Origin of the sequence: Klebsiella sp. YJ (assembly GCF_002108615.1) — a bacterium.
Classification (GTDB): Bacteria; Pseudomonadota; Gammaproteobacteria; order Enterobacterales; family Enterobacteriaceae; genus Klebsiella; species Klebsiella planticola.
Genome location: NZ_MTEG01000007.1, coordinates 54,032 through 68,905, shown reverse-complemented (window position 1 = coordinate 68,905; position 14,874 = coordinate 54,032). Strand labels below are relative to the sequence as shown.

Here is a 14,874-nt window from a genome sequence, read left to right as displayed (position 1 = left end):
AGGACAGCGGATGAAAATAGTGATTGCACCGGATTCATACAAGGAGAGCCTGAGTGCCCTGGATGTTGCGACGGCGATAGAAGCGGGGTTTCAGGAGATTTATCCTGATGCGGAGTATGTCAAGTTGCCCGTTGCCGATGGCGGCGAAGGGACCGTCGAAGCGATGGTTGCCGCCACTCAGGGGCGTCTGGTGCAGGTTACGGTTACCGGTCCGTTGAACCAACCGGTAGACGCTTTTTACGGCCTTTCCGGCGATGAACGCTGCGCTTTTATTGAAATGGCGGCGGCCAGCGGACTGGAAAGCGTCCCGCCGGCGTGCCGTAACCCATTGTTAACGACCACCTGGGGCACCGGGGAACTGATTCGCCACGCGCTGGATGCCGGCGTACAGCAGATTATTATCGGTATCGGCGGTAGCGCGACGAATGACGGCGGCGCCGGCATGGTACAGGCGCTGGGCGGAAAGTTACTGACGGCGGATAATCAACAGATTGCCTCCGGCGGCGGCGCGCTGGAACAGCTGGCGCGAATCGATTTGAGCGAACTGGATAGCCGGCTGGCCGATTGCCGCATCGATGTGGCCTGCGACGTGACCAATCCGCTAACGGGTCCGGAAGGCGCTACGGCGGTATTTGGGCCGCAAAAAGGGGCGACGGCAGAGATGATTGTCCGTCTCGACCGCGCGCTGGCGCACTATGCGCGCATCATTCAACGCGATTTAGCCGTCGACGTACTTCATCTTGAGGGCGGTGGTGCGGCAGGCGGTATGGGCGCCGCCCTGTATGCTTTCTGTGGCGCGCGACTGCGTCCAGGGATCGAGATTGTGACCGATGCGCTGCATCTGGCGGAGCTGGTGGCGGACGCAGATCTGGTGATTACTGGTGAAGGGCGTATTGACAGTCAGACGATCCATGGCAAGGTGCCGGTGGGAGTGGCAAAGGTTGCGCAGCGCTATAACGTACCGGTTATTGCTATTGCCGGCAGCCTGACCGCTGATGTGGGGATTGTTCACCAGCACGGGCTGGATGCGGTATTCAGCGTGATCTATTCAGTCTGTACTCTGGAGGAGGCGCTGGAGAACGCAGCAGAAAACGTGCGCATGACGGCGAGGAATGTTGCCGCGGTACTGAACATGGGACGCAAGCTGTAAGATGGTTTCCCCGGTCGCGTGATGTCTGCCGGGGCGATACCGTTTACATGGACGCCCGGACAGGCGCCGGGCTATCCGGGGAAGAGGATTTATATGCCCAGCATTTTGCACGCTTCCCGCGTGACATTATCCATTTCATCCAGCAGTTCCAGCAGCTCCGGCTCCAGCTCTTCGGCGGCGGTTCCGCCGCGCAGCTGGCTTTCGAGGGTCTGGCACAGCTTTTTCAGCCGCGGCACTCCGCTATAGCTGCAGCTGCCGTGGAGCTTATGAATCAAATCCAGCAGCCCCTCAGGCTCTTCGCCAACCAGCTGTTCTTCCACTTTATTACGCACTTCTGGCATAAAGGCGATCAGCATTTGCAGCATCTCCCGCGCCAGATCCGGTTTCATGGCGGCCTGGCGTAGCGCCAGCTGCCAGTTGAGGGTCACGTTGTAGTCGATGGGCGGTTCGACAGGTTCCGCTGCCCGTAGCGGCGCGCTATGCTTTCCCGGCTGATAGCGCAGTAGCAGGCTGTGCAGCTTATCCTCTTCGATGGGCTTCGCCAGGTAGTCGTTCATCCCGGCCTTCATCAGCTTCTCTTTTTGCCCGTCAAACGCGTGGGCGGTGACGGCGATCACCGGCGTTTGTTGCTGATGAGGAAGGTGGCGAATCAGCTCGCAGGCGCGAATGCCGTCCATATCCGGCATCTGAATATCCATCAGAATCAGATCCAGCTGCATCTCCTTAGCCTGCTCTACGGCGCGCTGGCCGCTATCACACAGCGTGACGTGCTGGACCAGATCTTCCAGCAGCACGCCGATAAGCTTCAGGTTCGCCGGATTATCATCTACCGCCATCACCGTCATCGGTAGCTTACTGCTGTCAGAATGGGGCAGGACGATCGGTGTCCTGGCGCGGCAGGAGGCGGTGAGCGCCGGGATTAACCGCGTGGCGGTCAGCGGTTTGAGCAGGCAGGCGGCAACGCCGTCTTGCTTCAGGGTTTCGGCATTGATCTGCGCATGGCAGGGGAGCGCCAGCAGTAAGTAGTCGGCCATGGCGCAGGCTTTCGCCAGGTTATCCTTTTGCTGACTCAGGTCACGCATCGATACCGGAAGACCGGCCAGCAGGATATCGTAGTGGGCTTCCGGCAGCGCGGAAAACGTCGGGCTGTAGACCACCTCCAGCGGCAGGGTCGTCAGCAGCTCCATGGTGCACTGCGCCGCCGCCGCATTGGCCTCGATGTAGGCCAGCGTTTTGCCCGCCAGACCATGGGTTAACGGGCTCTCCTGAACCGCGTTGGGATTGAGGTCGAGGTTGATATGGAACCAGAACGTGGAGCCGCGATTCGGCTGGCTGTGGAATGAGATATCGCCGCCCATCTCTCTTACCAGCCGCTGGGTTATCACCAGCCCGAGCCCGGTGCCGCCGTGGCGGCGGGAAATGCTGGCATCGGCCTGGCGGAATGCCTGGAACAGGCGGGACTGATCGCGCTCGGGAATGCCGATCCCGGTATCGTGGATTTGAATTTCGATTTGTACGCTGGTGTTGCTCAACGCGCGCTGTTCGACCAGAACATCAATATTGCCATGTTCGGTAAACTTGATGGCATTGCCCACCAGGTTGGTGATGATCTGCTGCAGGCGCAGAGGGTCGCCGATAATATTGTCCGGAACATCATTTTTGATGTTCAGCGTCAGCTCCAGCCCCTTATCGTGAGCGGAGTGCGCCAGCAGAGTCATGACCTCATCCAGCGCATTACGCAGCAGGAACGGGATGCTCTCAAGTATCAGTTTACCCGCTTCCAGCTTCGAGAAGTCCAGCACGTCGTTAATGATAGCGAGCAGGTTGTTCGCCGAGCGCTCGATCGTGGTGAGGTGGTCGCGCTGAGTGGTATTTAAATCGGTCTTCAGGGTCAGGCGGGTAAAGCCAATGACGCCATTGAGCGGCGTTCGTAGCTCATGAGACATATTGGCGAGGAATTCTGATTTGATGCGGGCCGCTTCCTGGGCGCGCTTCTTCGCCAGATCCAGCTCAACGTTCTGAATCTCCATCTGCTCAAGGGTTTCGCGCAGATCGGAGGTTGCCTGGTCGATATTGTGCTGCATCTCTTCGTGGTAGGCCGCCAGCGACATGGCCATGGAGTTGATGCCGTTTTTCAGCATATCCAGTTCGCCGAGCATAAACCCTTCGACGCGGCTGTCGAGCTGGCCGCGACGAATGCGGTCGACGGTATTCACCATATTGCGGATCGGCCCGGTGACGTCGCGCATCAGGCGCCAGCCGAAGATCAGCGCGATGCCGATACAGAACAGCATCATGACGCTGGAGATGAAAATCTCTTTGTACTGCTGCAGCCGCACCGATTTGAGATCCAGTTCGAGGGCGACATAGCCCAGCATGTTGCCGGGCATTTTGGCATCGGTCATCGGTGATTCATCGGGTGAATAGCTTTCCGAGACGATAGGCGTACGCAAAATCATAACGTCGCCCTTGCGCACCGCGCTCAGCTGGCGAGGAAATTTTTCCCCATTTTCCAGACGCAGCTCGCTGGGATTGAGCTGAAAATTGGAGGTGACGAACAGCCTGTTTTGCGAATCGTAAATGGAAATAGCGCGTACGATATCGGAATGACGGCGATGCAGCACGCTAATCAGCTGGCCGATAGACTCGCGGTTTTGCAGATTCATGCCATATTCACTGGAGACCGCCAGGGGTTCAATAATACTGGCCCCGGCGTCTTCCAGCTGACGCTGCAGGTCGTGATAGCGATGCGCGACGAAGAAAATACTGAGCAACAAACCGATGAGTACGGTTGGCGCCAGGATAAGAATCATCATGCGGGCACGTAGGCTGTAGTTGGTCATGCGGTTCCGTTATGGGAGAATATACTCTTCATCCATCAAGTGCTTCTGCGTTGGCGGTTTCAGCGACGGGCCGATCTTCGCCGCCGGAACGCTTACTGGCTGCCCAGATGCACCTTGAATGGACTCGTGTATAGAGTCAGTTTATTTGATTGAGACAAATCTCTACGATGGCGCAATTCTACTCTGCAAAACGGCGTGTGACGACGCGCCAGATCATAACCGTTACAGTCAATGACCTCGATCCCTTTGGTCAGGGCGTTGCTCGTCACCATGGTAAAGCGCTATTTGTTAATGGCTTATTGCCCCAGGAACAGGCTGAAGTTGTCGTCGTTGAAGACAAAAAACAGTACTCCCGGGCGCAGGTTAAACGCCGTCTTAATGACAGCCCGCAGCGCCAGGCGCCGCGCTGCCCGCATTTCGGTACCTGCGGCGGCTGCCAGCAACAGCATGCCAGCGTTGAGCTCCAGCAGCAAAGTAAACGCGCCGCGCTTGCCCGGCTGATGAAACGGGATGTCGACGACATTATAGCCGCTTCGCCGTGGGGATATCGTCGGCGCGCACGTCTGAGCTTGAATTATCAGCCAAAGACCCAACAATTACAGATGGGCTTTCGTCAGGCGGGCTCCAGCGACATTATCAACGTGGTGCAGTGCCCCATTTTGGCGCCCGATCTTGAGGCGTTGCTGCCGGCGGTGCGCGAGTGTTTGTCCGGTCTGAAATCGCCGCGTCAGCTCGGGCATGTTGAGCTGGTGCTGGCGGACAATGGCCCGTTGATGGTCCTGCGCCACACGGCAGCGTTACCGGCCGGCGATAGAGAAAAACTGGAACGATTTTCGCAATCTCACGGTCTCGCGCTGTACCTGGCGCCGCAAAGCGAGATACTGGAACATATTAGTGGGGAAGCCCCATGGTATACCTCAGACGGGCTACGCTTAATGTTTAGCCCGCGCGACTTTATCCAGGTGAACGATGGCGTCAATCAGCTGATGGTGCAAACGGCGCTGGCGTGGCTGGATATTCAGCCTCAGGACCGGGTCCTCGATCTGTTCTGCGGCATGGGGAATTTTACTCTGCCGCTGGCTACGCGCGCGGCCAATGTCGTGGGCGTTGAAGGCGTCCCGGCGCTGGTCGAGAAAGGGCGGGAAAATGCCGCGCTCAATCAGTTGCACAACGTGACATTCTTTCATGAAAATCTGGAAGAAGATGTGACCCGCCAGGCCTGGGCGCAGCATGGTTTTGATAAAATATTACTCGACCCGGCGCGAGCCGGAGCGCCGGGCGTTATGTCACACATTATAAAACTTGCCCCGCGTCGCGTCGTCTATGTCTCCTGTAATCCGGCGACCCTGGCGCGCGATAGCGACCTGCTGCTACAGGCGGGGTATCAGATTCAACGCCTGGCGATGCTGGACATGTTCCCGCATACCGGACATCTGGAATCAATGGTGTTGTTTGAGCACAGAGATACATAGAATCGTTCGGATCAGGCCGAGGCAGCCAACCCCCCGGCGTACTGAAGGATGAAGTGTCAACGTTGAGGCTTGCCGACTTCGGCAGGCCAGGTCCCTTAAGGAGAGGACAATGGTTGCGGTAAGAAGTGCACATTTAAATAAAGCTGGTGAATTTGACCCGAAGAAATGGATCGCGAGTCTGGGAATTTCCAGCCAGCAGTCGTGTGAACGCTTAGCCGAAACCTGGGACTATTGTCGCGAGAAAACGCAGGGACATCCTCGAGCGGATCTGCTCTTATGGCGCGGCGTCGAGATGGTGGAAATCCTTTCTACGCTGAGCATGGATATCGATACGCTGCGGGCCGCGATGCTGTTCCCGCTGGCGGATGGCAATGTCGTCACCGAAGAGGTGATGCAGGAGAGCGTCGGTAAGTCCGTCGTGACATTGATTCACGGCGTGCGCGATATGGCGGCGATTCGCCAGCTTAAAGCCACCCATACCGACTCGGTCTCATCCGAGCAGGTCGATAATATTCGCCGCATGCTGCTTGCGATGGTCGACGACTTCCGCTGCGTGGTCATCAAGCTGGCTGAACGTATCGCCCACCTGCGGGAAGTCAAAGATGAGCCCGAAGACGAACGCGTGCTGGCGGCCAAAGAGTGCACCAATATCTACGCCCCGCTGGCCAACCGTTTAGGCATTGGCCAACTGAAATGGGAGCTGGAAGATTATTGCTTCCGTTACCTGCATCCCGACGAATATAAGCGTATTGCCAAACTGCTGCACGAGCGTCGCATCGATCGTGAACACTACATTGATGAGTTCGTCGGTCATCTGCGTTCAGAAATGAAAACCGAAGGCGTGAAGGCTGAAGTCTACGGCCGACCGAAGCACATCTACAGTATCTGGCGGAAAATGCAGAAAAAACACCTCACCTTTGATGAGCTGTTTGATGTGCGCGCGGTACGTATTGTCGCGGAGCGCCTGCAGGACTGCTATGCCGCACTGGGGATAGTACACACTCACTATCGCCATCTGCCGGATGAGTTCGATGATTACGTTGCCAACCCAAAACCAAATGGCTATCAGTCGATTCATACCGTGGTGCTGGGGCCGGGTGGTAAAACGGTGGAGATCCAGATTCGTACCCGGCAGATGCATGAAGATGCGGAGCTGGGCGTCGCCGCGCACTGGAAGTACAAAGAAGGCGCCGGAGCGGCGGCAGGCGGCGGACGTGGCTATGAAGATCGTATCGCCTGGCTGCGTAAGCTGATCGCCTGGCAGGAAGAGATGGCCGACTCCGGCGAAATGCTCGATGAGGTGCGCAGCCAGGTCTTTGACGATCGGGTGTACGTCTTTACGCCAAAAGGCGATGTGGTCGATTTACCTGCTGGCTCCACGCCGCTCGACTTTGCCTACCATATCCATAGCGATGTCGGCCACCGCTGCATCGGCGCCAAAATCAGCGGGCGCATTGTCCCCTTTACCTATCAGCTGCAAATGGGCGATCAGATTGAAATCATTACCCAGAAACAGCCAAACCCTAGCCGCGACTGGCTGAACCCCAACCTCGGCTATGTCACGACCAGCCGCGGACGTTCCAAAATCCACGCCTGGTTCCGTAAGCAGGATCGCGACAAGAATATTCTCGCCGGGCGGCAGATTCTCGATGATGAGCTTGAGCATCTGGGAATTAGCCTCAAGGAGGCAGAGAAGCATCTGCTGCCGCGCTACAACTTCAATGAGCTGGATGAGCTGCTGGCGGCCATTGGCGGCGGAGATATCCGCCTTAACCAGATGGTCAACTTCCTGCAGTCACAGTTCAATAAGCCGAGCGCCGAAGAGCAGGATGCGGCGGCGCTGAAACAACTGCAGCAGAAAACCTGGGCGCCGCAGAATCGCAGCAAAGATAATGGTCGCGTTGTGGTGGAGGGCGTGGGCAACCTGATGCACCACATCGCCCGCTGCTGTCAGCCGATTCCAGGCGACGAGATCGTCGGTTTCATCACCCAGGGGCGCGGAATTTCCGTTCACCGGGCGGACTGCGATCAGCTGGCTGAGCTGCAATCGCATGCCCCGGAGCGTATCGTTGACGCGGTCTGGGGAGAAAGCTACTCCGCGGGCTACTCGCTGGTCGTCCGCGTGGTGGCAAACGATCGTAGCGGCCTGCTGCGCGATATCACCACCATTCTGGCCAACGAAAAAGTGAACGTGCTTGGCGTAGCCAGCCGCAGTGACACCAAACAACAGCTGGCTACCATCGATATGAACATTGAAATCTACAACCTGCAGGTTCTCGGCCGCGTGCTCGGGAAACTGAATCAGGTTCCGGATGTGATTGATGCCCGCCGCCTGCACGGCGGCTAACCGCTTTTCCTCCCATGCTGACCCCCTCTCCGACGGAGAGAGGGTTTTGCGCGTCGTTTCTCCGCGAACCTCGCTGATTTTTCCCCGTGTTTTATCCGGGGAAGATAAATAAAACCAATATGTTGCAAGGAATCACTATGACTCAAATCGATCGCCTGCTTGCCATTATGAAACGCCTGCGTGATCCGGAAAACGGCTGTCCGTGGGACAAAGAGCAGACCTTCGCCACCATCGCCCCGTATACCCTTGAAGAGACGTACGAAGTGCTGGATGCCATCGCCCGTGAAGATTTTGACGATCTGCGCGGAGAGCTGGGTGACCTGCTGTTTCAGGTGGTGTTCTACGCCCAGATGGCGCAGGAAGAGGGCCGCTTCGCATTTGACGACATCTGTGCCGCCATCAGCGACAAGCTCGAGCGCCGTCATCCGCATATCTTCGGCGATGCTACTGCCGGCAATAGCGCCGAAGTGCTGGCGCGCTGGGAGCAAATAAAAAGCGCTGAGCGTGCGGAAAAGGCGCAGCATTCCGCGCTGGACGATATTCCGCACAGCCTGCCGGCGCTGATGCGCGCGCATAAAATTCAGCGTCGCTGCTCGGCAGTCGGCTTTGACTGGACCTCGCTCGGCCCGGTGCTGGATAAAGTGCATGAAGAGATCGATGAGGTCATGCACGAGGCGCAGCAGGCGGTCGTAGATGAAGCTAAACTGGAGGAGGAAATGGGCGATCTGCTGTTCGCAACGGTCAATTTATCCCGCCATTTAGGGGTAAAAGCTGAAGTCGCCTTGCAGAAAGCGAACCTCAAATTCGAACGTCGTTTCCGGGAAGTTGAACGAATTGTCGCCGCCCGCGGACTGGAGATGACCGGCGTAGACCTCGATATCATGGAAGAAGTGTGGCAAGAGGTAAAACGCCAGGAAACTGATCTCTAACGAAATTTTGCGATCAAGCGCTATTTGTGTGATTTTTTAAATGACAAGCGCTTGATTTGCGTCAAAAACATTTACCCAAAAGGGGCTATTTTCTCACTCCTTATGTTTGTCATGACCTGGAAAGGAGACGGAGAATGAAAGTTTGTGGCGCTCGTCGTGTTCGGGTATACTACTTTCCCGTCTTGGTTATTCCATCGTTTCACCCTAACTTCTCAGGTTCAGCATGACAACGAACTATATTTTTGTGACCGGCGGGGTCGTATCCTCTCTGGGTAAAGGCATTGCCGCAGCCTCCCTGGCCGCTATTCTCGAAGCCCGTGGGCTTAACGTAACCATGATGAAACTGGATCCGTACATCAACGTCGATCCGGGCACCATGAGCCCAATCCAACACGGGGAAGTGTTCGTTACTGAAGACGGCGCTGAAACCGATCTGGACCTGGGTCACTACGAGCGCTTCATTCGTACCAAAATGAGCCGCCGCAACAACTTCACCACCGGGCGTATTTACTCCGACGTTCTGCGTAAAGAGCGCCGCGGTGACTATCTGGGCGCAACCGTACAGGTTATTCCGCATATCACTAACGCGATCAAAGAACGCGTTCTGGCGGGTGGCGAAGGTCACGACGTGGTGCTGGTTGAAATCGGTGGTACCGTCGGTGATATCGAATCCCTGCCGTTCCTGGAAGCGATTCGCCAGCTGGCAGTGGATATCGGTCGTGAACACGCGCTGTTCATGCACCTGACCCTGGTGCCTTATCTGGCAGCTGCTGGTGAAGTCAAAACCAAACCGACTCAGCACTCGGTAAAAGAGCTGCTGTCTATCGGTATTCAGCCTGACATTCTGGTTTGCCGTTCCGATCGTGCGATCCCGGCTAACGAACGTGCAAAAATTGCATTGTTCTGTAACGTGCCAGAAAAAGCCGTTATTTCAATGAAAGATGTCGATTCCATTTATAAAATTCCAGGCCTGTTGAAATCTCAGGGGCTGGACGATTATATTTGTAAACGATTCAGCTTAAACTGTCCGGAAGCGAACCTGGCCGAATGGGAGCAGGTGATTTACGAAGAAGCTAACCCGGCAGGTGAAGTCACGATCGGTATGGTCGGCAAGTACATTGAACTGCCGGACGCGTACAAGTCCGTGATTGAAGCGCTGAAACATGGTGGTCTGAAAAACCGCGTGACCGTTAACATCAAGCTGATCGATTCGCAGGATGTGGAAACGCGCGGCGTCGAAATTCTGAAGAATCTGGACGCTATCCTGATCCCTGGCGGCTTCGGCTACCGCGGTGTTGAAGGCAAGATCGCCACTGCGCGCTACGCGCGTGAAAATAATATTCCGTATCTGGGTATTTGCCTGGGTATGCAGGTTGCGCTGATTGAGTTCGCGCGCAACGTAGCGGGGATGGAAAACGCCAACTCCACAGAATTTGTGCCAGACTGTAAGTACCCGGTAGTGGCACTCATTACTGAATGGCGTGATGAAGAAGGCAACGTTGAAGTGCGCTCTGAGAAGAGTGACCTCGGCGGCACCATGCGCCTGGGCGCGCAGCAGTGCCAGCTGGACGACGCGAGCCTGGTTCGCCAGCTGTACGGCGAGCCGACCATCACTGAACGACATCGTCACCGCTATGAAGTCAACAACATGTTGTTGAAACCGATTGAAAATGCGGGCCTGCGTGTTGCGGGCCGTTCCGGGGATGATCAGTTGGTCGAGATCATCGAAGTACCGAATCATCCGTGGTTCGTTGCTTGTCAGTTCCATCCGGAGTTTACTTCGACGCCGCGTGATGGCCATCCGCTGTTTGCAGGTTTTGTGAAAGCGGCAAGCGAGTATCAAAAGCGTCAGGCGAAGTAAAAGAGTTAGAACGGCAATGCACCCATTCGGGTGCATTGTTTGTCTGGAGTTTTAGTTTAACTTGTACTGAGGAAAACCTAATGTCCAAAATCGTTAAAGTCATCGGTCGTGAAATCATCGACTCCCGTGGTAACCCGACTGTTGAAGCCGAAGTACACCTGGAAGGTGGTTTCGTTGGTATGGCAGCAGCTCCGTCAGGTGCTTCTACTGGTTCCCGCGAAGCGCTGGAACTGCGCGATGGCGACAAATCCCGTTTCATGGGTAAAGGCGTACTGAAAGCTGTTGGCGCTGTCAACGGCCCGATCGCTCAGGCTATCCTTGGCAAAGACGCCAAAGATCAGGCTGGCATCGATAAAATCATGATCGACCTGGACGGTACTGAAAACAAATCTAACTTCGGTGCGAACGCAATTCTGGCTGTGTCCCTGGCTAACGCCAAAGCAGCCGCTGCCTCTAAAGGCCAGCCGCTGTACGAACACATCGCTGAGCTGAACGGCACTCCGGGCAAATACTCCATGCCGGTTCCGATGATGAACATCATCAACGGTGGTGAGCACGCTGACAACAACGTCGACATCCAGGAATTTATGATTCAGCCGGTTGGCGCTAAATCCCTGAAAGAAGCCGTACGTATGGGTTCTGAAGTGTTCCACAACCTGGCTAAAGTTCTGAAAGCGAAAGGTATGAACACTGCAGTTGGTGACGAAGGCGGCTACGCGCCGAACCTGGGTTCCAACGCAGAAGCTCTGGCTGTTATCGCTGAAGCGGTTAAAGCAGCAGGTTACGAGCTGGGCAAAGACATCACTCTGGCGATGGACTGCGCAGCGTCTGAATTCTACAAAGACGGTAAATACGTTCTGGCTGGCGAAGGCAACAAAGCGTTCACCTCTGAAGAGTTCACTCACTTCCTGGAAGAGCTGACCAAACAGTACCCGATCGTCTCTATCGAAGACGGTCTGGACGAATCTGACTGGGATGGCTTCGCATACCAGACTAAAGTCCTGGGCGACAAAATCCAGCTGGTTGGTGACGATCTGTTCGTAACCAACACCAAGATCCTGAAAGAAGGTATTGAGAAAGGCATCGTTAACTCCATCCTGATCAAATTCAACCAGATCGGTTCTCTGACCGAAACTCTGGCTGCGATCAAAATGGCGAAAGACGCTGGCTACACTGCCGTTATCTCTCACCGTTCTGGCGAAACTGAAGACGCGACCATTGCTGACCTGGCTGTTGGTACCGCTGCAGGCCAGATCAAAACCGGTTCTATGAGCCGTTCTGACCGCGTTGCTAAATACAACCAGCTGATTCGTATCGAAGAAGCGCTGGGCGAAAAAGCACCGTACAACGGTCGTAAAGAGATCAAAGGTCAGGCATAAGCCCGTCTTTCTCTGATATGAAAATGCCAGTCTTCGGACTGGCATTTTTTTTACCTTCGCTTTTTACCTTCGCGCCGATAATTACTTAAAGTCGACCGCCATCTGCTGCGGAATCGAAAGCCCGCGGGTGGTCTGCACGCAGCGATCGATATAATCGGTAAAGCGCGGCGGCTTCGGCATGCCCATGCTGAGCAGCTTATCGTTGCTGAAGCGTACGTTAAGGGTAGCGAAGGCGCCATAGAGGCGCATGGCTTTGAGCATCAGACGTTCATTGCAGGGGCCGAAGATATCCTTCAGTTCGCGACGCATCTTGACCAGCGTCTCATAGCTGACCTGCGCATACCTGTCGCCGACGGGCACCTGCTCCAGCGCAGAGGCCATGGCGCGATCGATCTCCGCGAATTTCACGCTATTTTCTTCACCTGCCGAAATATGCACGACTTCCCCCTGCGCAAGCTGGTTATCAAGCAGCATCATCAGCGCATCGGCGCAATAGTCGACCGGAATCACATCGATCCGGTCTTCCATGGAGCAGAGGAATTTCTGCAGCATTAAGCCCATGCTGAATACCCAGAAGATACTGCTGGAGGGCTGACAGCCGTGATGAGTATGGCCCACCACAATCGAGGGACGGGCAATCGTCAACGGAAGCGTCGGGCAGGTCTGCTGCATCAGCTGCTCGATTGTTGATTTAGAGTGGGTGTATTCGACAAGGTGTTCGGCACGCTCGCGAAACTCGGCGCTTTCCGCGACCAGAGAATCGGGCTCAGGGGAACATGACATGGCCGTACCCACATGCAGGAAGCGCTGTAGTCCGGCAACCCGGGACATACGCTGGGCAAACTGCAGAGTGCCTTCCACGTTCACCTTCCAGATGAGCGGGTTATTGCCAAAGGAGGCGACAGCCGCGCAGTTGAGCACGTGAGTCACCTGCTCCAGACGTGGGTCGCAGAGGAATTCTGCGGGGTTAGCCAAATCGCCCGCGAGAATATGTTGCGTGCCCAGCGCCGCCAGTTTCTCCTCAGAGACATTGAACTTGCGCATGTTTTCTTTGACCCGGGCAAGCGCCGCGTCATCATTATCGGCTCGAACTAAAAGCAGCAGATTCATCCCGTTATTTTGGTTCAGGATATTCTCTAAAACCGCTCCCCCCAGAAAACCGGTAACGCCTGTAATTAATAATGTATTCATGAACGCCGTCTCATCATGGTTGGTCGGCTGGATTCTAGGCGGCTGAAACTAAACGGTGAGTCAATGGAAAATGGCGAGCCGGAAGGCTTTCTTAAGCCAGAATTAAGGTTACGAACGGGCGTGAATAGCATTGGACATCTGCGGAGTGAAGAAGATTCTGTTTTTCATGTTTCCATTTGTACATATATGATTTTTATAGTTATTGTTATATTCTGAATGGTGTTGTCATCGTTGTTTAAAGGTAATTTTAAACATATTTAGTTACATCAAAAGTCGCCGTATAAAAAACGTAATACATGCAGAAATAAGTCGAGGTGATTTATTTCTCCCGTCGCTGAAGGTCTTTAAAGGCAGCGGGAAATAAAGCGGAAGAGATCGTTTGGTATTGCTCAACAGGCTATAATCTTAGTCTGATTTCAGCAACAACAGCGCGTTGATAATCGCCGCTGAGGACAAGACCTCGGCCGCTAAATCTGCGATAATGCGCGTTTCGAACCTAAACAGAGATGATTATGCAGTACCCGATTAACGAGATGTTCCAGACCTTGCAAGGCGAGGGTTACTTCACCGGCGTGCCTGCCATTTTTATTCGTCTGCAGGGATGCCCGGTTGGTTGCGCCTGGTGCGATACCAAACATACCTGGGATAAGCTTGCGGATCGGGAAGTGTCGCTGTTTAGTATTCTGGCGAAAACCAAAGAGAGTGATAAATGGGGCCCGGCAAGCGGCGAAGACCTGCTGGCGATTATCGGGCGTCAGGACTGGACCGCACGTCACGTGGTCATCACCGGCGGCGAACCCTGCATCCACGATTTAACCCCGCTGACCACGCTGCTGGAGCAGAACGGATTCAGCTGCCAGATTGAAACCAGCGGTACCCATGAAGTGCGCTGCAGCCCCAATACCTGGGTGACGGTATCGCCAAAGGTCAATATGCGCGGTGGCTATGATGTGCTGTCGCAAGCCCTGCTGCGTGCGGATGAAATTAAGCATCCGGTAGGGCGCGTGCGGGATATCGAAGCGCTGGATGAACTGCTGGAAACGCTGAGCGATGAAAAACCGCGCATCATCGCCCTGCAGCCCATCAGTCAGAAAGACGACGCCACGCGTCTGTGTATCGAGACCTGTATTGCCCGTAACTGGCGGTTATCGATGCAGACGCATAAATATCTGAACATTGCCTGATAAAAAGGTCCGGTCGCAGGCTGCGCACCGGGCCTTTCTGTTCTGCGGCCAGGACACGTCCGCTCCCGGCCAGCGCATCATTCGCCGCGATAGATACAGCCTGCGGTACAGGTCTCTTTGATCATCACGGCGCTCAGCAGCGGCACCAGCGGTTTCATCTGCTGCCAAATCCACTTCGCCAGCACTTCGCTGGTTGGGTTTTCCAGACCAGGAATATCGTTCAGATAGTAGTGATCCAGGCGATCGTAGGTCGGTTTAAACGCGGCCTTGAGCTCGGCAAAATCCATGATCCAGCCCGTGTGGGGATCGACTTCACCGGTAATCTCCAGGCGCACCATAAAAGAGTGGCCGTGCAGGCGACCGCACTTATGACCTTCCGGTACGTGAGGCAGGTGATGGGCGGCTTCGAAGGTGAAATCTTTAAACAGGGTGGTGGACATCTTTTACTCTCAATAAGACAAAAAAACCGCCGTAGGGTACCGGAAAGCGGTTTTTTTATCATTAACTAAAACGGCCCT

General features: G+C 55.2%; 10 protein-coding genes. 7 read left to right on the top strand and 3 right to left on the bottom strand.

What is annotated here, in order from left to right; all coding sequences use genetic code 11:
• Positions 1–10: 10 nt before the first annotated feature.
• Positions 11–1,150: a glycerate kinase gene (locus BV390_RS09205; RefSeq protein ID WP_032690947.1), complete on the top strand. Its 1,140-nt coding sequence runs from the start codon at positions 11–13 to the stop codon at positions 1,148–1,150.
• 89 nt (positions 1,151–1,239) lie between these two features.
• Here the strand turns inward: BV390_RS09205 and barA are convergent, their stop codons facing one another.
• Entirely contained in the window at positions 1,240–3,993 is a 2,754-nt protein-coding gene (gene barA / locus BV390_RS09200; protein WP_032696754.1) for a two-component sensor histidine kinase BarA, read from the bottom strand.
• A gap of 167 nt (positions 3,994–4,160) precedes the next feature.
• On the opposite strand from barA, the gene rlmD reads away from it, so the two are divergent.
• From rlmD to eno, 5 genes are all read left to right on the top strand, one after another.
• Positions 4,161–5,465: a 23S rRNA (uracil(1939)-C(5))-methyltransferase RlmD gene (rlmD, locus tag BV390_RS09195; RefSeq protein ID WP_032690949.1), complete on the top strand. Its 1,305-nt coding sequence runs from the start codon at positions 4,161–4,163 to the stop codon at positions 5,463–5,465.
• 109 nt (positions 5,466–5,574) lie between these two features.
• Positions 5,575–7,812 carry a GTP diphosphokinase gene (gene relA, locus BV390_RS09190; protein WP_032690950.1) on the top strand — a complete coding sequence of 746 codons (2,238 nt, stop codon included), beginning with the start codon at positions 5,575–5,577 and terminating at the stop codon, positions 7,810–7,812.
• 137 nt (positions 7,813–7,949) lie between these two features.
• Entirely contained in the window at positions 7,950–8,741 is a 792-nt protein-coding gene (gene mazG, locus BV390_RS09185) for a nucleoside triphosphate pyrophosphohydrolase (RefSeq protein ID WP_032690951.1), read from the top strand.
• A 223-nt stretch (positions 8,742–8,964) separates the two neighbouring features.
• On the top strand, positions 8,965–10,602 hold the full coding sequence (gene pyrG, locus BV390_RS09180; RefSeq protein WP_032690952.1) for a glutamine hydrolyzing CTP synthase: 1,638 nt from the start codon (positions 8,965–8,967) through the stop codon (positions 10,600–10,602).
• Between the two features lie 80 nt (positions 10,603–10,682).
• A complete protein-coding gene (gene eno / locus BV390_RS09175; protein ID WP_004124327.1) occupies positions 10,683–11,981 on the top strand; it encodes a phosphopyruvate hydratase in 1,299 nt (432 codons plus the stop codon).
• Positions 11,982–12,062: 81 nt separating this feature from the next.
• Here eno and BV390_RS09170 read toward each other — a convergent pair whose 3' ends face one another.
• Positions 12,063–13,172 carry an SDR family oxidoreductase gene (locus BV390_RS09170; RefSeq protein ID WP_032696756.1) on the bottom strand — a complete coding sequence of 370 codons (1,110 nt, stop codon included), beginning with the start codon at positions 13,170–13,172 and terminating at the stop codon, positions 12,063–12,065.
• A 512-nt stretch (positions 13,173–13,684) separates the two neighbouring features.
• Between BV390_RS09170 and queE the strand changes: the two genes are divergently transcribed.
• Positions 13,685–14,356 (top strand): 7-carboxy-7-deazaguanine synthase QueE, encoded by a 672-nt coding sequence (queE, locus tag BV390_RS09165; protein ID WP_032690954.1) that lies wholly within the window; start codon positions 13,685–13,687, stop codon positions 14,354–14,356.
• 77 nt (positions 14,357–14,433) lie between these two features.
• On the opposite strand, the gene queD is transcribed toward queE, so the two are convergent.
• A complete protein-coding gene (gene queD / locus BV390_RS09160) occupies positions 14,434–14,796 on the bottom strand; it encodes a 6-carboxytetrahydropterin synthase QueD (protein ID WP_004866969.1) in 363 nt (120 codons plus the stop codon).
• Between the last annotated feature and the right edge of the window lie 78 nt (positions 14,797–14,874).

What these genes read in the sequence shown, in the direction of transcription:
- BV390_RS09205 (WP_032690947.1), top strand. Translation starts at nt 11, where the DNA reads ATGAAAATAGTGATTGCACCGGATTCATACAAGGAGAGCCTGAGTGCC.
- barA (WP_032696754.1), bottom strand. Translation starts at nt 3,993, where the DNA reads ATGACCAACTACAGCCTACGTGCCCGCATGATGATTCTTATCCTGGCG.
- rlmD (WP_032690949.1), top strand. Translation starts at nt 4,161, where the DNA reads ATGGCGCAATTCTACTCTGCAAAACGGCGTGTGACGACGCGCCAGATC.
- relA (WP_032690950.1), top strand. Translation starts at nt 5,575, where the DNA reads ATGGTTGCGGTAAGAAGTGCACATTTAAATAAAGCTGGTGAATTTGAC.
- mazG (WP_032690951.1), top strand. Translation starts at nt 7,950, where the DNA reads ATGACTCAAATCGATCGCCTGCTTGCCATTATGAAACGCCTGCGTGAT.
- pyrG (WP_032690952.1), top strand. Translation starts at nt 8,965, where the DNA reads ATGACAACGAACTATATTTTTGTGACCGGCGGGGTCGTATCCTCTCTG.
- eno (WP_004124327.1), top strand. Translation starts at nt 10,683, where the DNA reads ATGTCCAAAATCGTTAAAGTCATCGGTCGTGAAATCATCGACTCCCGT.
- BV390_RS09170 (WP_032696756.1), bottom strand. Translation starts at nt 13,172, where the DNA reads ATGAATACATTATTAATTACAGGCGTTACCGGTTTTCTGGGGGGAGCG.
- queE (WP_032690954.1), top strand. Translation starts at nt 13,685, where the DNA reads ATGCAGTACCCGATTAACGAGATGTTCCAGACCTTGCAAGGCGAGGGT.
- queD (WP_004866969.1), bottom strand. Translation starts at nt 14,796, where the DNA reads ATGTCCACCACCCTGTTTAAAGATTTCACCTTCGAAGCCGCCCATCAC.